Source organism: Peribacillus sp. FSL P2-0133 (assembly GCF_037975445.1).
In the GTDB taxonomy this organism is placed as follows: domain Bacteria; phylum Bacillota; class Bacilli; order Bacillales; family DSM-1321; genus Peribacillus; species Peribacillus simplex_E.
On sequence record NZ_CP150254.1, the window covers coordinates 5,076,390 to 5,097,691 of the forward strand.

Genomic DNA, 21,302 nt, shown 5'->3' on the forward strand with positions numbered 1-21,302 from the left:
TGCTTTATCATAGCTTATTTAAAGAAAGCCGGTATTAATGGTAACAAGTTTATACTTGAATCAGTAATAAGATTAAATGGTGGTTTGGAGATACATCAATGGCAGGCAGCCCTGCTTCTGCGTTAGCTTTCATGATTAAATCGGTCGAATGAATATAAACCTACATCATTCCACTTTTTTCAATTCCATAACTCCTTTGCCATCCATTGAAATATCCAGTTGCTGATTTATGACTATCGAAAGCGGAAAGATTTCCGACTCTTTATTCGAAAAAATCCACCGCCGTTTCCTTGGACCTAAAAGTAAAAACGAACCTGCTTCATGTTCCCCCATGAAATTCAATCCATCTTCACTTATTTCTTCACCATTCCTTACAGGTACACCATTACTGATCAACTGGTTTCCCAAGGCCCTGACTTCATCTGTCGTAATGTTTATTTCACTGATGCACAGGACGTTTTGAGCTGAAAAATACTTAGCCTCGGATTTGGGTGATACGGAATATCTCGATATGAACTCGACAATGTTGCCTGAAGGGTCTGTAAAATAAAAAGCATGTGCATCAGAATAGCTGAAATAAATTTCGTCATAATCATCTTCTATAGTCAATTCCACTTTTGATTTCGCCCATGCTTTTGCCGAAGTAAATAAATTGGTTGGAATGTTCATGGCAAAATGATAAAAAGGCTTTTCATTGTGATGATATTTTTTGATTTCAAGCACACTTTCCCCTGCCTTCATTTCAAAAACATCATCAGTTTGCGATAGTAACTCAAATCCTAACACATCAACATAAAAATTCCGCATTTCATCCCATGCATGACTATACAAAGTGACCTTATTGATAATCAACGTTTAATCCCCCTTCCACCTAACAAATATTGTAAAGTAATCCTGCATTTGTGCAAACATTCCGTACTTTTCAAAATCATATATTCATATACACGTTGCCCATTTTTACTACGCCAACAATTAGCGACATGCCAACTCAAAAAGGACCACCAAATTCGGTGGTCACTCGTGTCAGCTCCATTGAGTCATTTTTTCATCTTAAAAGGTTCACTCTTTAATTTTCAGGCCCAGCATGGCTGCAAATACTATCGCTTGGTCCGGGGAAACTTCGCATCCATTTAAATCTTCCATGGATACGGTAAGCCTTTGAAATGTAGAACTGCTAATATCAATTCCTTTGAGCGGTGTCCGGGAAAAGTTCACTTCATTTAATCTACATGTTTCGAACTTCACTTTGATGAATTTACACTCATAAAAATCAGCACTTTCCAATGAGCAATGATCGAACTTCACTTGCTTTAAACTGGAATAACCAAAAGCACTTAAATTCAAGTTGCAATTCTCAAAGTAGACATTCCCTAAACTCGCGTCAGACAGGTTAATGCCTAATAGTTTGGACTCTTTGAATTCCACCCGATGAATCGAGCCGCCCATGAAATCGGCATTCGTCAAATCGCAATGATCGAAAATGACATCCGTCAGCTCGATATTCCTGAATGATACATCGCTGAATGTCACATTTTTAAAAACTACCTGTGATAATACGATTTTGTCCATCTTTTCTCTATCGATCGTACAATTGGATATGATACATGAATCTAGATAAGGCTCATCTTGATAATATATTTCCTGAAAGTTCGCTTGAGTTAAGTCTTGAGGGATCTTTGGCTGTTCAATTCTGATTTTGCCTGACATCTTATCACCTTTTCACTTTATTTCTTCAATCACTGGATAACTTTTTTCCAACCGCATCACACTTCTTTACCGGAAACGGTATCATTTATTTTTTAAAGGTCTGAACCGATATGGGTCCACCGCTGGTAATATACTAACCGTAAGCTATATTTCAGTGAAGTTCAATCTAAGAATTTCGCAAAAATGACTATTATTTTTCGTTATTTTGTGTCATCTTCCATCAACATTTTGCAAAAAAAAAACTGCCTCATCGGCAGCTTTTTAACTTTAAACTTCAGTATGTAATCCTGTTGGCATCAGGAAATAATATAGCGCTGCACCCATTATGGCCATCATACCGCCTATCAGAAAGAAAGCTTGAAAGATATTCCCTCCCACAGTTGGGGAATTGGATACAAAACCAGTTGAAAGCAGAAAAAGGACACCCAACCCCAACAAGAAAAGAGCCATTTTTTTAATACTTCTTTTGAATAGGATATATCCCGTAAGTATGATTAAGTACGATGCTGCAAGGACCATAAGAAATGGAAATAACGGTTTGAATTTTGCGGCATACACGAAATAATCGAAATTCGAAATATCATTTGCATCCATCGCATGATCATCATTTACTTGTGTGAAATGCGTGGAATACTTCCATTCCCAAGGGTTATCCAGAATTTCGCTTCCTTCATACCAGGTACAAAATGAAAAAAGTAAAAGGAAAAATGCAGCGATTATCATTTGCAAAAAATTATTAAAAGTCAATCTCATCTCCTCCAGCTGCCATTATACCAATAATTGGTTTATGTTTAAATATGCCGGTTAAAGCAATATGTAAACATACACTGGTTTATGAATAATATAAAATAACCTCTTTTAAGGAGCGTTTGGGAATATGACATTTCGTGGAGAAGACCTCCTTCTTTCAGGAGCATGGATACTAGGTATTGGTTCACTTATTGATACAATCGGGCAGACCCAGCAAACTTTCACCCATAGCGATCAGGGGAAAGATTTAATCGTAAAAGGAAATGGGATTGAAGCATTCGGAAATTCGTTGCAGGCCATCGGGAGAACTAAGCTGTTTAAACCTGAGAGGGAGTTAGCACAAATATATACCATCTTCGGTGCTTGGCTTGAGGCTGCTGGTAATAGTACAAATGCAGTTGGAGTAAGTATTGAACTAAATGGTGCTGAGGAAGAGGGAACAAAAATAGATACCCTTGGCAGTGGAGTCCAAGGTCTTGGCGCAGCTTTTGAAGCAGTAGGTGCATTTCTTGAAGAGGATTCATCCTATCGGGAACTTGCGATTATAGGAAATAGCTTCATTTCTTTAGGCTCTTTTTTAGCAGCGATCGGTAATATTTACGTTTTAAACGAAAAAAGTGTAATTGGAGAACAGATTCTATTGGTCGGTAGCTGGATTCAAGTTATTGGTGCATTTATATTACTTCATGCTATTACCCTTGAGGTTGAACACATTAAACACGAGGAACACGAGAAAAATCCGAAAAACGGAAACGGCAATTCTTATCCCTATTCTTATAATAATTATTAATACCTGATTAAGGGCTAGCTAAAGATGGATGTCGTTAGCTTTTATTTATCATATAGTACAGTTGCTTTGCCATTTCCTTCATCTTACCAACTAACGAAAATACTTAAGGTGCCACCAATTCAACTTTCATCCTCTGGGTCTTCAAAGTAAACAGCATAATGTTCCTTCCCACCGGCGAATGGGTGCTTGTCGGCATAGAGGATGGTAACTCCTCTGTCCCTTAATTTTCTGGTCATCTCATCAACCTGATGACGGGAGGTGGCGTGAAAGGCTAAATGGTTAAGACCACTTGTCCCCGATGATAGGGAATGTCAAGATACCTTGTTTCCGCTTGTACAAAAACAATGTACATATCATCCAATCTCCAACTCTTCCCGCTTTCCCACTCCTGGAATGGCTCATAATTCATCCTCCAAAAACCAGCCCCAAAAATCAACGGTCCTATTTAAATTTGAAACATTCAGCTCAATATGATGAATAAATCCCTTTGACAACTCTCTTCCTCTCCTCATTATCGCTTTTCGTGAATTGGCGTTACTCGTGAATTTGGTGCTTTTATTCTTGAGTTTGGGCCTTTTACTCGTGAGTTTTCGCCTTTCCTCGTGAGTTTGAGGTATTTACTCGTGAATTTTGGCGTTTTACTCGTGAGTTTACGCCTTTTACTCGTGAATTCTGCTATTTTACTCGTGAGTTTCAGCGTTTTACTTGTAAATGGGCGTTACTCATGAGTTTGGTGCTTTTACAAAATACAAATCCGAGTGGACAGAATGGATTTATTTTGTTATTATAGTTACCGAGGGTAACAATTACTAAAGGTAACTATATATTGTATATAAGGGGTGTTTCTGATAGAGACTTACCAAAAGTTCTTTCAGCAATTTTTGCTGCTGTACCGTCCGTTTGAAAATAATCTTAATATCCAGCTGGGCAAGCATGATTTACACAGGGCGCAATGGTCGATTTTACATTTCTTATTCAATTATGATTCGGCAACGCTTGTAGAGCTTGCCAATTATCAAGGTGTGGAAAAACCAACGATTACGAGGACCATTGCCCGCTTGGAAGAACTGGGGTATGTCGAGCATGTGCCCAGTAAAGATAAACGCGAGAAAAGAATGCGGCTTACTGAGCTTGGCAAAAAGATCTACAGCGAAGTCCGCGTGACAATCGATCAATACGAACAGGATATCTTGAAAGGAATCACTGAAGAGGAACAACTTGCAGCCATACGTATCATGGGCGAAATAAGAAATAACATTATAAAGTAAGGGGATAATAACATGGATCAATCCAGAGCCAGACTGTGGACGAAGGACTTTGTCATCGTTTCGTCCATCAATTTTTTCATCACATTAATTTTTTATTTACTGATGGTCACACTTGCCATCTATGCTGTTAATGAATTGGATGCTTCTACAAGCGAAGCCGGACTCATATCGGGTATTTTTATAATCGGGACGTTAATCGGACGTCTGTTCATTGGCCGTTTCATTGATTCAATCGGCCGCAAGAAAACATTATTCATAGGTTTGATCTTTTTCACTTTGACAACACTTCTATATTTTGTGGACCTCGGAATTGGCTTCCTGCTTGTTAACCGCCTGATCCATGGGATGGCGATGGGGATGGCGAGTACTGCGACAGGAACAATCGTCGCGCAGATCATCCCGGCAACACGAAAGGGAGAAGGCATCGGCTATTACAGCATGAGCGCGACACTTGCGACGGCAATCGGTCCTTTCATCGGTCTGTATATGGCTCAACATACAAGCTTCCAAGTGATTTTCAGTTTCTGCCTGGCTTTAGGGGTGATCAGCTTAATTACTGCATTCTTCCTTTATGTCCCGGCATTGAAAGTGACGGCAAAAGTTACGGAAAGCAAAGGATTCAAGCTTTCCAATTTCATTGAACCTAAGGCTCTGCCCATTTCAATCATTACTTTGTTATTGGCATTCTGTTATTCCAGCGTCCTTTCTTTCATCAGTTTCTATGCCATCGAAATCAATCTGGTCAATACAGCAAGCTTCTTCTTTGTCGTTTACGCAGTCGCTGTATTGTTATCACGTCCTTTCTCTGGACCGTTAATGGACCGCAAAGGATCGAACTTCATTATGTATCCTGCGTTCATGCTTTTCGGGATCGGCTTGCTGCTTTTAAGTATCACAACGAATAGTTTTACTTTACTGGCAGCTGGTTTCCTCATCGGCCTTGGATTCGGTAATATGCAATCAAGCTCGCAGGCGATTGCCGTTAAACTTACACCGCCTCACCGAATGGGGATGGCAACGTCCACCTTCTTTATCATGCTTGATGCAGGACTTGGATTCGGCCCTTATATTCTCGGATTCATCATTCCAGTAACAGGTTACAGCACACTTTATGTCATCCTGGGCGTTGTGGTCATCACAACCTCCGTCCTTTACTACTTCTTGCACGGCAAGAAGGAACGTGCAGCCAGAACAAACTTGGCTTCCATTTAAATGATAATCAAAAAAAGGGATATCCCATTGGGGGATATCCTTTTTTCATTGATAATAGGTCCTTATTTTATTTCCAAGTCATCAAAATAAAGTCCAAAACTTTTGCTGTTCTTTTTATTTATGACTGTTTCACCTTTATATAAAGTCTTTCCAGTCTTTAAATCTGCTATCAGAAGTTTGGCAGGCTTGCTTGATTTGCCCTCTTGATTCATTTCATTTAATAGGAAGTACACACGCCCGTTTTTAAAGGCAGCAGTATATTGTTCTTCCTTATTAGCAGCTATGTCAAGCTCCGTATCATTCGTTAACGTTTGACTGCTGAGGTCAAATGTTTTAATGCGATATTTACCTGATTTCATTTCAACTGCATAAAGGTTTTTCCCGTCTGCATATCCTGATCTTGCCATGTCGAGGCTAAGCGATCCTTTTTTAACCGTTTCTAATTTTTCCGTTTCATAATTATAAGATAACAGCTTGCTTTCTTTTAGTTTTTCCTCATAAGGACCCTCCTCATGATTTACTCCTTTAATTAATGAAATTAAAACCATGTTGTTTGGCCGGGAGGGAACAACATCAATTGGCATCTCAAAATCAACTTGATTAGGGTAAGTAAAGGTTTCAGATAAAAGGGTTTTATCGCTCAAGACTTTCTTATTAGCTAAATCGATCGTATACAGATGAACTTCTTTCGTTTGCTTTTCATTGTTTGAATTCACATCAATCATCGTTAACACCTGCAGTTTTGAATGGACCAACTGCACATCCCTGACATCAACATTCATGATTCTCTCTTGATCGGGAAGTTCAATTTGGAAAGAAGTTTCTTCTTCGTCTTTCTTCTCCAGTAAACCGATATCAAACTCCGCTTCCATTTTCCCGTTATTCGTAAATTCGCTATTCACCCAAGCGTAAGCCAGAAAATCATCGTCTTCATATAAAGAACTAATGGAATCCTTGCCACGCATAAACGAACGATGCTCTTTTATTAATCTTTCAATTTGATGATCTTGTCCTCCAGTTAAGTTCTCCAAGTAAGAACTTTCACTGGCATATGTGGTTGTATTGGATTCAAATCTTAATGGTTCATAAAAATTTCCATTTCGAAGCGTAGCATTTATGATCACCGGATCAAGCTCTTTATCACTGCCTTCCAGTGTCTTGAACGTATACTTTGGAAAGCTGGAAGCGGAGGAAGCTACTTTGACATAATAGGTCCCGATGCTTAAGATGACAACCATTCCAATAATGATGCTGCATAAATAACGTTTCACCTTGTTCACTCTCCTTTAATAGTTGTTGTTATACGGTAACGCGATTTTTCAATAACCAAGAACCAAGCCAAACCGATGATCCCGTCACGATGATTCCCAATGCGAGCAGCAGGCCAAATAATTCATTAGGGTAAAAATAGAAATCCCCAAACTCCATTACGAAAACTGGAGCTAAAAACAACACAGCAGCGATTCCGCAATACACCAAGCCCAAAATGATCCCTTTTATACGGAAACTCCTTTCAAACATGATCGCCGTGAATAATATCGACATGATCATAAGACCGATGCCATAGGAAATCAGGAATTGCGTGAAGGTACTCGGGATGATCAATGCCAAAATCGGACTGAATTTCGTGATGGTGGAAGTTGACATTTCCATATTCAAGAACGCTTCCGGTACGTTTGAATTAAATAGCGCATTTTCCATTGGTAAAATGATGATCTGGAAAGCAATCATTCCTAACACCATTAGGAAGATGGCCGTAGCTTTGGAAAGGAAGATCGAAAACCTGGATGTCGGTAACATCAATAAGCGATAAATGAATGTATTTTTTCCAAACCAATCACGATACCAAATAAGGAAAATGTAAAAAATAAGGGCAACCGCACTAAGCGCAATCGGTCCTACAAACAAGAGGGTATTGGCGATATGGTTAAAATCAATGCCTCCATACTTGGCAATATAAGCGGCTTCCGATAGTTTTTCATTTGAAATAATCTCCCTGGCATCATTAAGAAGGCTCTTCGTTATGAAGATCACTCCTGCAAATTGCGAAACCAAGGTGATCAACAATAAGCTAATATAGATTTTACTGAATCGATTGATTTCAAAGTTCACTAGTTTTATATATCGCATCATGATTGATACACCTCTCTCATTACATCGACTACGGATTTTCCTTCCTCTTCCCGCATTTCTTCTGTATTGAACTCTTTAAGCACTGTACCGTTATCCAATAAAATGACCTTGTCGATTAAATGTTCAATATCACCGATTTCATGGGTCGTGATGATGACTCCCCTATCTTCAATAAGGTGGCTCGCAAAGACATCGGCAATTTGCTCGCGGCTAAACATATCGATTCCCGAAAATGGTTCGTCCATCAGTACATAATCCACGTCAAGTGACAGACCTAGCATCAGGTTGAGCTTGGCTGTATTCCCTTTTGACAATTCCGAAATGCGATTTTCCCCTTTAAGCTTGAAAAACCCCATCAGTTGGTTAGCTCTTTCCGGATTCCAGGACGTATAGAAATCCGACATGAAAACCATGGCCTGTTTAATGGTCATTTGCGGAAGCATGGTCGGTGCGTCCGGAATGAAGGTGATTTTTTCATAACTGTCCTTAGTCATCTTTTGATCATCGATCAGGATTTCACCTTTATATGGCGTCAATCCCATGATCGCTTTGAGTGTTGTCGTTTTACCGACACCATTTATCCCGATCAGGCAGGTGACTTCCCCTTTATTGGCTGTAAATGAAACACTATCCAAGATCTTTTTCCGGCCATAGTTCTTGGAGATCTTTTTTACTTCTATCATTTTTCTTCCTCCTCCCTTATTTCTTCCGAGTATTTTTCTTTAACCACACGAAGCAGTTCATCAACTGGTACATTAATCGGACGAATCGCATCGACAAACGTATCGACGGCTGCCCAAATCAATTCCTGCCTTACAGCCTGTAAAATCGTTTCATTCGTCGTGATCTGACTGGGAAAATTTCGTTCAGTATGAATCAAGCCCTGTTCCTCCATTTCTTTATACGCTTTTTGAGCAGTATTAGGATTTATGTTCAATGTAGCCGCCAGTTCTCTTCGGGAGGGAATTTCCTGTCCGGCCACGAATTTACCAATGGCTATTTGTTCTTTAAAATGCCTAACGACTTGCAGATATACCGGTTCCCGGGTATTTACGTTCATTAAAACCACCCCCTATTTATTAAAAAAAGATATGCATAGTGTCTTACGTGTATGTACTAAGTGGTTCATACACCTTATAGATGTACTATACCCGTAATACACTTAAACTGTCAATAATGAATTTCAACAAAATGAAAACCCCGAATGCGCAGTGCAATCGGGATTTTTTTAAAGGAGATTCTAAAAATCTCATTCGAATAGATGATGCAGCAGCCGATCTTTATCTTCAAAAAACTGTTTCATTAGCAAATAGTGATTGGACTCCTCTAAAGTCACCTCACTCATACCCTCATCTGAAATTTGGAGGATTTTAGCATCCGGGTAGGCCATGATGATCGGAGAATGGGTGGAAATGATGAATTGGGAGCCTTGTTGAACAAGCTCATTTATCCTGGCCAGCATCGATATTTGTCTCAATGGCGACAAAGCAGCTTCAGGCTCATCGAGGATATACAATCCATTGCCTTGAAATCGTTCTACAAAAGCTGAAAAAAACGATTCCCCATGAGATTGCTGATGAAGTGATTTTCCACCGAAGGAATCGATGATTTTCGACCCGAACGATGCCTCCCTGTCCAATTCCTCTATATTCGTAGCTAAATTATAAAAGGTTTCCGCCCTAAAGAAAAAATTATCCTTCGGTTTGTACACGCCTTTTTTCAAACGGAGGTATTCGTCCAAATTGGAATGTGAATCATAATTGGAAAAATTGAAATTCAACGTTCCGCCTTCCGGATTGAAGCCATACGCAATCGCAATGCCTTCCAGCAGAGTGGACTTTCCCATTCCATTTTCCCCGATAACATATGTAACACTGGGATGAAAAGCCACTTCTTGAAGGTGCTTGATAACCGGCAGGTCAAGGGGGAAATGGTCATACGAAGATATTCGGTCTCTATTCAGGTAGATGCCCCTGATGTACTGTGAATCATAATCTAGTTTCATTTGTTATCACCTTCTGTAAAATATATTTGGAGCGCTGAAATGTCCAACATTCTTACATTCCACTGGACGCCATTGATTATCCAAATTGATAGATTGATAATATTTGATTCTAAATGACAGCCCACTTTGGATGCAATTCAAATAAACTTCCTGTATTCACTCCCGATTCCTTTATCGGGGCAGCTAACTCCTTATCCACATACCGTTGATGTGAATATTCATTGTCCCATAATGAGGCGGCCAGGTATCTCCCGGATTGCCTTTTTCCAATGGCACCAGACAGCATGCCCGGTGCCATCCCTTTGTTCCATATGTCCTATTGCACCTGCTCAAATCCGGCTTGTTTATCATTTTCAACAGAACAGTCAGCCACTCGAAGTAATTTCCCCTTGCCAAAAGATTCCGTAATGTCTGTTGTTCCTATATTGAATATTTTCTCGTATATATCGACAGAAATATTTGTATATGTACTTCCTTGGTCACTCTTTCCGAATATTTCATCATGCTGATGCTGCATGAAACTATGATAAGAATAAAGATCTTTCCAAACGGAGAGAATGCCTGCTTCATAGGGTTCATTTTTATTCCACCCTCCGATTTGTCCCATGAAACCAGAACAATGGCGTAATTCCCCCCATCCCTGTTGTGCTTTTGAGAATGAAAGCTTGTTTTCCTCATTCACTTGGCATTTAATCCACTTCATTAACATGATGATCACCACGCTTCGCCCAATGTTTCGCTTTTTCGTCCACCTTTTTTATAAAATCATTTTTCTCGTTTACATATCCTTTGATATCATCTGGGAATTCCGCTGCCAAGCGCTGCTTCAGCCTGCTATACTTTTGTGCTTCCTCAGGGTGTGTCAGCAAATAATCCCGAAAAGCGAGGTGTCTGGCTATTTCTTCATGTCCTTTTTGAAACATGTGAATATGGTGCGTCCTCTCATCCCCGCCTTTACGAAAAAACCGCCGTCCAGAGATTCCGTTCTCCCCCATGGCATCATACCCTATCTCTTCCATCTCTTTATTAAAATCAGCCACACATTCCACATCTTTTACCACTGCCAAAATATCTATTACTGGCTTGGCACGGATAGCCGGGATGGCTGTACTGCCAATATGGTATAACTTTATCAATTCAGGCCCGAAAGTATCCTGTAATTTTTGGCATTCATCATGAAATAGCTTGGACCATTCTTTCTTATATGGTACGACCTCGACCTTTCTCATGAAAGCCTCCTTGATAGTAATTGGCATTTATATTCCTTTTTTCTTTTTCCTTATTTTAACACCAATGTGCATGTATCACAAAAAAGCAGCCGGGATAATTACCCCAGCCACTTTTTGGATAACGCTTACATTTCATTTGTTTTACTTCGCTTTTTGGATGGGAGTCACAGTTGGATCTTTCAAAATAGTTGGTTTCATGCCTCTTCGCTGCGGAATCCCTCTTTCTTCTTGTTTCTTTGCAACCCACATCGTCAGCATGGGTGTTAGAATTGCTGTCACCAATACACTTGTCGCGATGATTGCTGTTGCCGATTCTGCTACAGGAGCAAACTGCGGGTTTAACTCGGCAATAATGAAAGGCACTGCAACTGCGGCCCCCGCTGTTGAAGACGCTGCGACCCCAGCAACACCATCCGAGCCTGTAACGTAGCGATCCAGTAGATATAAGATACCCCCGGAAAGGAAGACGACGGCAACACCCATTAAAATACCCATGAATCCGGATTTTATGATCATGCCAAAATCCAACCCGAACCCTAGAGCCAGTGCGAAAAACGGGATAAGGACCGGTACGGCCTGTCCAAAGAATTCCCGGCATTCTTTATCGATATTCCCTACAATCATACCGACTGCAAATGGAATCAAAGTGGAGACGATCGTTTGCCATGGAAACGTTGCAAGGCCTCCAACACCGAGGATGATCATCGTGAAGAACGGTCCGCTTTCAATACTGATGAACGGGAATGCAGCAGCATCTTCCGTTCTGCCCAATTTTGTCATGAGTGCGGTATAAAGACCGCCATTCGTTTCATTAAATGCTGCTATCAGCACTAACACCGAAAGACCGGAAAAGAGACCAGTTTGAATCCCGTTCTCTGGAAGCAGCAAAGCTGCCCCATATCCTAATAATGCCGCAAATATGACTTTACCGATAAGCAATGTAAATCCTTTTCTTGCTATATACCCGGATTGCTTAACATCTATCGTAGCTCCGACACAAAAGAAAAAAACGGCTAATATCGATGCGGTACCTGTTAGCATCGCACCTGTGAATCCGCCAAAGAAGGTTGCTGTGTCAGGAAAAATAGTATGTATCAAAGCACCTATGAACAAAGGGACAACCATCATTCCACCAGGGATTTTTTCTATTCCGGCTTTTATTCTCATCACAATCTCTCCACTTCATTATCAAATTTATGATTATTTGTAATTGGAAGTCTAGTTGTGGAGTTAACTGGTTGCTGTTATCGATCATTCAACGTTTAAAAGTTTGTTCTGACTTTCAATAAAGTCCCGTAATTTTTTCCGGCTGGGCATACCGTCCATATCACCAGGAGACATGACTTGCAGGGCGCCAATCGCATTACCCCGAGTAACGGTTTCCGTCGTGGATATACCTTCAAGCAAGCCGCTGATCACCCCGACGGCAAAACCATCGCCGGCCCCTACTGTATCAACGACTTTTTCGGGTACAAATCCTTTAATATACCCTTCTTCATTCGCATTTTTATAATAGGCTCCCTCTGCTCCAAGCTTGATGACAATCATTTTAACTCCTTTGTTCAAATAAAATTCGGCCACCTCCTCAGGTGTCTGGAGTCCTGTTAAAACTTCCGCTTCAGACATGCCTGGAAGAAAGAAATCACAAATGTAAGCTAGCTGATTAATGCAATCCACCATTTTTTGTTTATCCGGCCATAGGTTAGACCGTAAATTCGGGTCAAATGAAACGGTTTTTCCTTGATTCTTCATAAATTTCATGGCAGCAACCGTAAATTCATGGCAGCTTTCAGATAATGCGGATGGGATACCTGTTGCATGCAGATGTTTAGCTTGCAGAAAATATTCTTCCGAGAAGTCGTCAATCTCCAGAGTAGAAGCTGCTGAATTTTTTCTGAAATATTCCACTTCTGGGTCTCCGTCCAGCACTTTAGACTTGATTAGCATTCCTGTCGAGTGATCACTTGTAAAACGGATACCTGTCGTATCGACTTTTTCTTTATTCAATTCTCCGATGATGAACTTACCGAAACTGTCGTTGCCAAGTTTCGTCATATAAGCAACATCTAAATCAAGACGCGCCAATCCGCAAGCTACGTTTGATTCGGCTCCCGCAATCGCTCGTGAAAAGGATTTAACCTCGTGTAAAGGTTCTACTTCATTTGCATAGAACATGGTCATCGGTTCCCCAAAGGTGATCACATCTAATTCTTTCATTCCTAATTCCCCCTGAAAAAGGTGTCTAGCGGTTTAGTAAACCCAAACCACAAGAAAGCGCTTTCTTTTTAATAAAGTCAGATTACCATATAAACCAGTTTTTAACAATACTAATCTTTATATTTTTATTTTGCATAAAAACATAGTTTCAATCATTTATTTCTTGTTTTATACTGATTAATCTACTAAAATTTTCTATTATCATTGACTATTTGGAAAATTTTATATATATTTTTAATATTGGCAGCGCTAACATTTTGAAATTTTACGATAAACCGTTTTACTAACTAGGAGGTTATTTATATGCATATGGAAAAACGTTATTCCATTCATCCGTCACAAGCCAAGCACTTCGATACAAGTGAAATCCGCAAAAACTTTTTAGTGGAAAATTTATTTCTCGATGATGACGTTTCTTTATGCTATTCCCTTGATGACAGGATCATCATAGGAGGAATCAAACCTGTTTCTAAAGAGGTTAAGCTTGAGGGCCATGATTTCATAAAAGCTGATTATTTTCTTCAACGAAGAGAATTAGGTGTATTTAATATAGGGGGATCAGGAAAGATCTCAGTTGATGGGGAAGTATATACGCTTCAAAATCGTGATTGTCTGTATATAGGATTAGGTTGTAAAGAGCTGATTTTCACTAGTGATTCAGACTCCGAGCCCGCTAAATTTTATTTAGCCTCTGCTCCAGCACATAAAAATTACCCCATTCAACACGTTGCATTCAAGGAAGTGCAAGGTGATGAAATGGGGTCACAGGAAACGGCAAATAAGCGGACGATTCGCAGGATGATTCATGAAAAAGGTATCCAAAGCTGCCAACTGTGTATGGGAATGACTGAATTGGCTCCAGGAAATGTCTGGAACTCCATGCCTCCTCATGTTCATGACCGCAGAGTGGAAGTTTATATGTATTTTGACTTAGCAGAAGATGCCATTTTGTTCCACATGATGGGTGAACCCGATGAAACAAGGCATATTGTAATGAAAAATGAACAAGCTGTCATTTCACCTCCGTGGTCCATACATAGTGGTTCCGCTACAAGCAACTACACATTTATTTGGGCAATGGCTGGAGAAAATTATACATATGAGGATATGGATAACTTTCCTATTTCAGAAATGAAGTAACATGCTAAGAGTGGTTTACTAATCCATATAGGGATGGAGGAAACAAAATGAGTTTACTGGATTTTTCAATGGACTTTTTCAGTTTAAAAGGGAAAGTTGCCATCGTAACAGGAGGAAATACTGGATTAGGACAGGGATATGCGGTTGCTTTAGCAAAAGCAGGTGCAGATGTTTTTATCGTTGCCCATGGTGATAATTGGCAGGAAACAAAGGATTTAATCGAAACGACCGGCCAAAAAGCAGTCTTTTATCAAGCAGAACTTACGAATAAAGAAAGCCTTAAAGGTGTTGTAAAAAGCTGTCTTGAAGCATACGGGAAAATCGATATCCTTGTTAATAATGCAGGAACGATTCGCCGAGCTCCTTTATTAGAATATAAAGACGAAGATTGGAATGCGGTAATGGACATTAACCTTAATTCCCTGTATTTTCTTAGTCAGTTAGTTGCCAAAGAAATGGTTGAACAAGGCAGCGGGAAAATCATTAATATCGCTTCGATGCTCACATTCCAAGGAGGCAAGTTCGTTCCGGCATATACAGCGAGTAAACATGGCGTTGCCGGGCTGACCAAAGCATTCGCAAATGAATTGGCGTCTAAAAACATTCAAATAAACGCGATTGCCCCAGGATATATTGAAACGGCCAATACTGCCGCGCTTCGTGCAGATGAGTCAAGAAACAAAGACATTCTCTCAAGGATCCCGGCTGAAAAATGGGGAACACCCTTTGATGTCATGGGAACAGTCGTTTTTCTTGCAAGCAAGGCCTCTGACTATATGAATGGCCATATCCTCGCTGTTGATGGAGGCTGGCTCGTTCGTTAACCGTTGATCAAGAGTTGCAAATGGATATTTTAAGGTTAACACCCTTAGCCAAAGTGCTTAGGGTGTTTCTTACATCCAATGTTTAACAAAATCTGCTAACTGGCGTTGGAATCATAATGCTCCTTTGTTATGATGAAGGTATCCCGATCTATTTCAAAGAAATAATATCCTTTAGGAGAACATCATGAAAAAAAAGAAAACTACCATATCAGATGTTGCTGAGAAGGCCGGTGTTTCCAAAAGTACGGTTTCTCAATATATTAACCAACGTTTTCGTTATATGAGCGCTGAAACAAAAGACAGAATCGAGCAAGTCATCCATGAACTTGATTTTCGGCCCAATGATAATGCCAGGAACTTAAAAGTGAAAAAAACAAAGGTCATAGGCATACTCGTAGCAAATATTTTACATACTTTATCCACTGAAATCATCCGTACCGTAGAAGAACAGCTTCAGCAGCATGGCATGAAGGTATTCATATGTGACTCTGCCGATGATCCGGAGAAAGAAAAAGAATACCTTGATTTGCTGGTTTCTACGCAAGTAGATGGAATCATCATCTTTCCGGTAGGAAATGATTTTAAAGTCTATAATTACTTGATCGATCATTCAATTCCAATGGTATTCGTTGATCGATTAGTTGATGGAGTTACATCTGATTCCGTCCTATTGGACAATCATGCTGCAATCTTTTTAGCTGTTTCCATGCTGGCTGAAAAAGGACACGAAAATATTGCGTTTTTAACCTTGCCAATTGATATCCCGATCACACCGAGGTTGGAGAGAATCGAAGGATTTAAAAAAGCGATGGCATCTCATAAATTGGAAGTCAGGGAAGATGATATTCATTCTTTACCCAGAAACCAAATTCAAGAAAAAATGGCCCAAATATTCGATGCAGAAAAACCTCCAACAGCCATAGTGGCAGGAAATGATTTAGTGTTACGTGAAATCCTTAGCTATTTGAAAAAGCAAAAAATCTCGATTCCCGGGGAAGTGGCCCTTGTCAGCATTGATGATGTCGCTTATACGGAGTTTTATGAACCATCCATCACAACAATTGGACAACCCATACAGCAAATGGGAATTAAAACAGCAGAGTTATTACTGAGCCGGATAACTAATTCAGATCAGACCCCGTACATTACTTACCGGTTTGCCCCCGAACTAATTGTACGAAGTTCATGTTAATTGCTCATACAAAAAACGGCAGTTTAAATTCACTGCCGTTACCATTTCCCTTCAGAACAACTAACCGCTGGTGTTTCATTTTCTTTCAGGTAATTTACCGAAACACGGCTCAAACTTTCCCCTTGGAAGTCACCCGCCATTTGCTGATTCTATGACATTTAATATAAATGGTGCTTTCGCTTTCGTGTACCCCACTATATCTGCAGGATGCTTTTGAGCTAAGGCTAATTTTAATTCCTGGTATTGTCTTCGTACGTCAGAATGGCTTCTTAGATAGTCCCTGAATGAAAGTTGATTCTTCCACTGTTAACTTCCGTATTTATAGATATGCAAATGTTGTGTTCCCGCTCTCCATTGACCTTTTCTAAAAAAACGCCTTTCAGGAAATTCCTTATGCAGGACAAATTCATAACCAATCGATTTCAAGGGTTCAATGAACATGTCCACTTCATCTAAATGCTGAACGCCTGCCATTATATCCAAAATTGGTTTTGCGCCTAAATCTTTTATTGAGGTACTCCCAATGTGCTCAACACAAATAGGTTTGTCTTTTAGGACTTCCTTATCTTTGCTTTTTCCTGTTCGAACTCAGTAACCCAATTAGGGTTGTAATTCTCAATCAAAACTGGTTTTTCCATTTTCCCCCCAACTTTCATGTTAATCATGTTCATTAATTAAAAAATCCCCCTAGAATGGGGGTCTTGTTTTAGACTATCGTTTTTATCTATTGTAACAATGGAATAAGCGTAGTAATAAGAGCTGTCATCAATCACATACCTTTTTTACTTTTTGTCACGTGACCACGCGATGATTGGATCCTGAGTACTCGGTTCATAGTACGTTCCGGCATACTCCTTTTCTTTTCCAGTTATTTTATTAGTCCGTATAACTGTGTAAGTTCCTTTATCGTAATTTTTGGTAAGATAATATTTCCGATAGGTAAACCCTTTTTCGGGGCCAGTTAAGGTGACTTCGTGTTTGTACTCTTCTGGCTTGTTTAGGTTTTCCTTCACTACACCCTGAATATTCAGTGGTGTTTCTTCAAGCTGAACATCTGTGCGGATATTAACATCTTGGGTCTTTATTTTACCCAGAGGTACAGATGCCATTTCGATTGTTTCTTCGGTTTGTTCCAAGAATGACTTTGTAACGCTGTAGGAGTATAGGATTTTCATAGAGCTTATATCGTTTTTTACTTTGCCTGCTAACTCTGGCATGGCAAAGCTTAAGACAAAGGTAATGGATATTCCGATGATTAATAGTGTTAGCGGAATTTTTTTCATATTTCCTCTTTCTTAATTACGTATTTGTATTCACAAGAATATTGAACATCCTCTGACATCATCAATTCTGTAAATCCCCCTGTTTTGAATCATTAGGAATAATTCCAAATTTCGCAATCAATAGTAAGGCAAAAAAAATAAAACAACTGAAACTGGTGTTATCACTTGTAAAAAATACACTAGGTATTATACGTGATGCAAGAAGTACATTTAAGATATAGGCAATAAGAAAACCCGCATATGAAATGCAACTCAGATAGTTTCCAACTACTGTTCTTTTGTAATGAACATAATCTGAGTTATTTCCTTTTCTGATACTAACTATTTGCCGTATTTGTCTTATGAGACCGTATGTGAACGCAATGATCAACATTACAATAATAAGAAAACTAATTATTGCTTCATTCACTTTTTTTATCCCCCCTGTAAATAGGTCTAACACTAATGGATAAAAGCTTTAGGACGGTTAATTACTATCCTTTTTTATGTAATAAATTTGCTTTTTTATCAGGATTATCAGCCCATAGTCAACTAAGCAATCCTCTAAGTACATATTCCTCTATTGCAAAACATCCACTGAAAGAGTCATAACGGCAAACTCATCGTAATGGTTCTGATGTTAAAGCCCATTTTTTCGTAGAGCTTAATAGCTTTGTTCTGGGCAAAAGCACTTAGACGGACTTCAGATTGCCCATCTTGTTTTTGAAAAATCAATTGCTGACTCCATTAATCTCTTAGAAATACATTTCCCTCTGTATTCTTTTATTACAAAAAGTTCATAAATAAATCCATTCATCTTATCCGTAAACTGATCTTTACTTGCTCCCAATAGAATCCACATTAGTTGATCTTCTTCTATCGCAATGACATAATAACTCCCTTTTGCAAGCAGTGGTTCAACAAGTTGTTTGATTTTTTGATTAGTTGGCTTTACTTCACCTAATGTGCCGTCAAAAACAACTTGTGGCGAAAGTGATACAACCTTTTGAAGTTCATAATCAGTTGGTTTCCTTATTTCCATGAATGAAAGCATCCTTTCTAAGGGCTAGTACATGTTAGTAAGTGGTTCCATTGCCATTTGAATATTTGTCCTATTAAAAAATATTACTAATACATTTTCTATACTATTTATAAGTATTCTATTGCTTCTATATTCCTTCCCTTAATCAAATTTACAAATAAAAGAATCTTAATATTATGAGGAAACCTAACAACCACCGTTAACCCCATCCATTTCAAATGGTGTTTTCTTAAATGTGGCTTTCTTGATTTTTCACTTTCACTACTATCGTTCACATCATATACGGATTACAAATGATAAAGTTTCAAAATAAAGGAAGAAATACCAATCTATTTCCCCATAAATTAATTAAAAAGACCACCAAATTGGTGGTCTTTTTAATTAATTCATATTATAAAACCCAACTCCTTCCACCGAATGTCCTTGGAAAGCTTTTACCGTCAATATCGATGATTCGTTGTGAAGTTTTTCACGTTTATTGGTTCGGTTCCTGTTGTTATAAAGGCTTTTGTAAGTATCCTATTATGTTTCATAACAACCCTTCCTTAAATCTATAAACTTCATAAGGCTTTGTTTTTCTTTTTTTTCATGTACCCGCGAATGAACATTCCTGCAATAATAAGAACCGCAACAATTGCGATTGGCTGGATATAGGGCTTGGCCATCTCATTAATCTGTCCCCAATTGCTTCCTAACTTCATCCCGAGAAATACAAAAAGCACAGACCATGGAAGTACGGCTAGTAGCGTATAATTCGTGAATTTTATTAAAGACATTTTAGAAATCCCCGCTGGTATCGAAATAGCATGTCTGACAACCGGAATGAACCGAGCCGTAAAAATGACACTTGGTCCATAGTTAGTAAACCAAGATTCCGATAGCTCAATATGTTTCTTGTGTATGAAAATATACTTTCCGTATCGTTCTAAAAATGGTCTTCCACCATAATATCCGATTAGATAAACAAAGATCTGAGCGATGGTTCCACCAATTGTTCCGGCAATAACCGCCCCTACAAAACTGATGTTTCCTTGGGATACTAAAAAGCCTCCATAAGATAATACAATTTCACTAGGAATGATTTCAATCATAAGACCGAGGGTAATTCCAAGGTACCCATAATCCATAAGTGTAAGTAGGATAGATTGGATAAAGTCGTTCATAAATCAGCTTCCCTCTTTCATTTTCAGCTTTTCTCTTAAAAAATCTCGACCGTTGTTGATAATTCCCCTTGTAGATCACCCAATGGCGCCCACTACAAATTGCTACTAATTAAACGAATCTTCCAGCTGATTCATTAAATACAGAACAGATATTTTTAACACCATGTTACTTGAACTGAATTATCCCTAGCTATAAATAACTTTTGACTGATTGGTTAGGTATGACGGCTTACTTGCTTGTCTAAGATTGAGGATCAATTTCATTACTTCCACCATTCCCTCAGGTTTTTCCAGCTCTATTTCCTTTTGATAAGATTCAATGGATATATCCCACTGATCCATTTTTTTATGGTCCTTTAAAATACTGAGTATTTGTTTTTCAAATGATAAATTGTGATTGAGTTCAAATACAAGTTTATGGTCTTTTAAATACTGTAGATTAATTTCCTCCTGTCCTGGAAGCATTGAATGAACAAAAATCGGTAGCCTTTTTCGAAGTGCTTCACTAATGGTGACACCGCCGGGTTTCGTAACGATTGCGTCCACTTCTTCATAAAGTTTGTTCATTTCTGACCTTGATGAGATATAAGGTAATGGGTTAATATGAGCTAAATCCCACGTATCTATTGCATCATATAGCTTTTTGTTGTTACCACAAAGTACAAAATAATCACAGTCGGTTGATTTCTTTAACTCACCTTCTAAATTCAATATCCCACCCAGACCACTGTTTCCTCCTGAGATTAAAATTTTGGGGCGATCTTCGTTTTTTAATCCACGGGCTCTTTTAGTGATTTCCTCATGCACAGGAATACCAGTTACCCTCATACTATGTTTCGGTATTTGATTCTTGATTATTAGCTTTTCTTTCAATTCCTGGGTAGGTAGAAAATGAAAATCAATCCCCTTGCTTCCCCACACATTATTAATAAAGAAATCCGTATACACGTTGATAATTGGGATATTGCATTTCCCTTTTATTTTCAACTGGCTTAAGAGATAGGAAGGGAACCCGTGTGTACACACAATTAAATCTGGCTTTTCCTCCGCTATCAATTGTTCCATTTTCTTCAAGAATATATGTTGATACCATTTAAATGAACGTTCCTTCGGCAAGGAAACGTAAAAAAGGTTTTTATAGGCGAGATTATAGGTTTCAGGTGCAAAACGGATCCATTTCAAATAACCAGTTGTTATCATTTTTTCTAAAGAGTTACTTGTATAACTTAACAGATCCACTTTTTTCAAAGTAACTCCGCTTGTATGTTTTTTTAACATATCCATTAAGGCCTCTGCAACTTGATGATGTCCTGACTGCATGCGAAAGAGAGGTAAAAACAAAATCTTCTTCATATATGTCATCTCCTA

The 21,302-nt window shown here is 38.9% G+C and carries 22 protein-coding genes and 3 pseudogenes; 6 read left to right on the forward strand and 19 right to left on the reverse strand.

Translation table 11 applies throughout. The features are described 5' to 3' along the window. Nucleotides 1-165 precede the first annotated feature (165 nt). The 3 genes from MKY17_RS24410 to MKY17_RS24420 form a co-directional block, all read right to left on the reverse strand. A complete protein-coding gene (locus tag MKY17_RS24410; RefSeq protein ID WP_098373009.1) occupies nucleotides 166-852 on the reverse strand; it encodes a VOC family protein in 687 nt (228 codons plus the stop codon). Between the two features lie 207 nt (nucleotides 853-1,059). After that, the gene (locus MKY17_RS24415) at nucleotides 1,060-1,707 is read right to left on the reverse strand and encodes a pentapeptide repeat-containing protein (RefSeq protein ID WP_098373008.1); all 648 of its coding nucleotides are present in this window, start codon (nucleotides 1,705-1,707) and stop codon (nucleotides 1,060-1,062) included. 267 nt (nucleotides 1,708-1,974) lie between these two features. Continuing rightward, entirely contained in the window at nucleotides 1,975-2,454 is a 480-nt protein-coding gene (locus MKY17_RS24420; protein ID WP_286177195.1) for a DUF4306 domain-containing protein, read from the reverse strand. A 130-nt stretch (nucleotides 2,455-2,584) separates the two neighbouring features. On the opposite strand from MKY17_RS24420, the gene MKY17_RS24425 reads away from it, so the two are divergent. Further along, the gene (locus MKY17_RS24425) at nucleotides 2,585-3,247 is read left to right on the forward strand and encodes a hypothetical protein (protein WP_098373007.1); all 663 of its coding nucleotides are present in this window, start codon (nucleotides 2,585-2,587) and stop codon (nucleotides 3,245-3,247) included. Nucleotides 3,248-3,350: 103 nt separating this feature from the next. On the opposite strand, the pseudogene MKY17_RS24430 reads toward MKY17_RS24425, so the two are convergent. Further along, nucleotides 3,351-3,741 (reverse strand): annotated as a pseudogene (locus MKY17_RS24430) (VOC family protein). 345 nt (nucleotides 3,742-4,086) lie between these two features. On the opposite strand from MKY17_RS24430, the gene MKY17_RS24435 reads away from it, so the two are divergent. Together MKY17_RS24435 and MKY17_RS24440 are read left to right on the forward strand one after the other, a co-directional pair. After that, complete coding sequence (locus MKY17_RS24435; protein ID WP_311609502.1) at nucleotides 4,087-4,515, forward strand: MarR family transcriptional regulator; 429 nt, start codon at nucleotides 4,087-4,089, stop codon at nucleotides 4,513-4,515. 12 nt (nucleotides 4,516-4,527) lie between these two features. After that, entirely contained in the window at nucleotides 4,528-5,727 is a 1,200-nt protein-coding gene (locus tag MKY17_RS24440) for an MFS transporter (RefSeq protein ID WP_098373006.1), read from the forward strand. Nucleotides 5,728-5,789: 62 nt separating this feature from the next. Here MKY17_RS24440 and MKY17_RS24445 read toward each other — a convergent pair whose 3' ends face one another. The 10 genes from MKY17_RS24445 to MKY17_RS24490 all read right to left on the reverse strand — a co-directional run bounded on the left by MKY17_RS24445 (nucleotide 5,790) and on the right by MKY17_RS24490 (nucleotide 13,311). After that, on the reverse strand, nucleotides 5,790-6,998 hold the full coding sequence (locus tag MKY17_RS24445; protein ID WP_098373005.1) for a hypothetical protein: 1,209 nt from the start codon (nucleotides 6,996-6,998) through the stop codon (nucleotides 5,790-5,792). Between the two features lie 28 nt (nucleotides 6,999-7,026). Beyond that, nucleotides 7,027-7,860, reverse strand: coding sequence for a hypothetical protein (locus tag MKY17_RS24450; RefSeq protein WP_179891162.1), 834 nt, complete (start codon nucleotides 7,858-7,860; stop codon nucleotides 7,027-7,029). Beyond that, nucleotides 7,857-8,543 (reverse strand): ABC transporter ATP-binding protein, encoded by a 687-nt coding sequence (locus MKY17_RS24455; RefSeq protein WP_098373004.1) that lies wholly within the window; start codon nucleotides 8,541-8,543, stop codon nucleotides 7,857-7,859. The genes MKY17_RS24450 and MKY17_RS24455 overlap by 4 nt, the downstream gene beginning before the upstream one ends. Next, nucleotides 8,540-8,920: a GntR family transcriptional regulator gene (locus MKY17_RS24460; protein WP_098373003.1), complete on the reverse strand. Its 381-nt coding sequence runs from the start codon at nucleotides 8,918-8,920 to the stop codon at nucleotides 8,540-8,542. The genes MKY17_RS24455 and MKY17_RS24460 overlap by 4 nt, the downstream gene beginning before the upstream one ends. 189 nt (nucleotides 8,921-9,109) lie before the next feature. Further along, on the reverse strand, nucleotides 9,110-9,865 hold the full coding sequence (locus MKY17_RS24465; RefSeq protein ID WP_098373002.1) for an AAA family ATPase: 756 nt from the start codon (nucleotides 9,863-9,865) through the stop codon (nucleotides 9,110-9,112). A 109-nt stretch (nucleotides 9,866-9,974) separates the two neighbouring features. After that, on the reverse strand, nucleotides 9,975-10,163 hold the full coding sequence (locus tag MKY17_RS24470) for a hypothetical protein (protein WP_142324003.1): 189 nt from the start codon (nucleotides 10,161-10,163) through the stop codon (nucleotides 9,975-9,977). A gap of 18 nt (nucleotides 10,164-10,181) precedes the next feature. Next, complete coding sequence (locus MKY17_RS24475) at nucleotides 10,182-10,574, reverse strand: YdbC family protein (RefSeq protein ID WP_098373001.1); 393 nt, start codon at nucleotides 10,572-10,574, stop codon at nucleotides 10,182-10,184. Continuing rightward, nucleotides 10,555-11,094: a GrpB family protein gene (locus MKY17_RS24480; RefSeq protein WP_098373000.1), complete on the reverse strand. Its 540-nt coding sequence runs from the start codon at nucleotides 11,092-11,094 to the stop codon at nucleotides 10,555-10,557. Before MKY17_RS24480 ends, MKY17_RS24475 begins: the two co-directional genes overlap by 20 nt. Before the next feature lie 141 nt (nucleotides 11,095-11,235). Further along, complete coding sequence (locus MKY17_RS24485) at nucleotides 11,236-12,261, reverse strand: 2-keto-3-deoxygluconate permease (protein WP_339200994.1); 1,026 nt, start codon at nucleotides 12,259-12,261, stop codon at nucleotides 11,236-11,238. A gap of 84 nt (nucleotides 12,262-12,345) precedes the next feature. Continuing rightward, complete coding sequence (locus MKY17_RS24490) at nucleotides 12,346-13,311, reverse strand: sugar kinase (protein ID WP_339200995.1); 966 nt, start codon at nucleotides 13,309-13,311, stop codon at nucleotides 12,346-12,348. A 309-nt stretch (nucleotides 13,312-13,620) separates the two neighbouring features. Between MKY17_RS24490 and kduI the strand changes: the two genes are divergently transcribed. The 3 genes from kduI (at nucleotide 13,621) to MKY17_RS24505 (ending at nucleotide 16,467) form a co-directional block, all read left to right on the forward strand. After that, nucleotides 13,621-14,451: a 5-dehydro-4-deoxy-D-glucuronate isomerase gene (gene kduI, locus MKY17_RS24495; protein WP_339202456.1), complete on the forward strand. Its 831-nt coding sequence runs from the start codon at nucleotides 13,621-13,623 to the stop codon at nucleotides 14,449-14,451. Between the two features lie 47 nt (nucleotides 14,452-14,498). After that, the gene (gene kduD / locus MKY17_RS24500; RefSeq protein WP_339200996.1) at nucleotides 14,499-15,275 is read left to right on the forward strand and encodes a 2-dehydro-3-deoxy-D-gluconate 5-dehydrogenase KduD; all 777 of its coding nucleotides are present in this window, start codon (nucleotides 14,499-14,501) and stop codon (nucleotides 15,273-15,275) included. A 184-nt stretch (nucleotides 15,276-15,459) separates the two neighbouring features. Then, entirely contained in the window at nucleotides 15,460-16,467 is a 1,008-nt protein-coding gene (locus MKY17_RS24505) for a LacI family DNA-binding transcriptional regulator (protein WP_339200997.1), read from the forward strand. Nucleotides 16,468-16,596: 129 nt separating this feature from the next. On the opposite strand, the pseudogene MKY17_RS24510 reads toward MKY17_RS24505, so the two are convergent. The 5 genes and pseudogenes from MKY17_RS24510 to MKY17_RS24530 all read right to left on the reverse strand — a co-directional run bounded on the left by MKY17_RS24510 (nucleotide 16,597) and on the right by MKY17_RS24530 (nucleotide 21,287). Continuing rightward, a pseudogene (locus MKY17_RS24510) lies at nucleotides 16,597-16,950 on the reverse strand (GrpB family protein). Nucleotides 16,951-17,249: 299 nt separating this feature from the next. After that, entirely contained in the window at nucleotides 17,250-17,750 is a 501-nt protein-coding gene (locus MKY17_RS24515; protein WP_098372999.1) for a hypothetical protein, read from the reverse strand. Between the two features lie 585 nt (nucleotides 17,751-18,335). Beyond that, nucleotides 18,336-18,771, reverse strand: a pseudogene (locus tag MKY17_RS24520) (GNAT family N-acetyltransferase). A gap of 560 nt (nucleotides 18,772-19,331) precedes the next feature. Continuing rightward, entirely contained in the window at nucleotides 19,332-19,934 is a 603-nt protein-coding gene (locus MKY17_RS24525) for a DedA family protein (protein WP_098372998.1), read from the reverse strand. Between the two features lie 186 nt (nucleotides 19,935-20,120). Then, nucleotides 20,121-21,287 (reverse strand): galactosyldiacylglycerol synthase, encoded by a 1,167-nt coding sequence (locus MKY17_RS24530; RefSeq protein WP_098372997.1) that lies wholly within the window; start codon nucleotides 21,285-21,287, stop codon nucleotides 20,121-20,123. Between the last annotated feature and the right edge of the window lie 15 nt (nucleotides 21,288-21,302).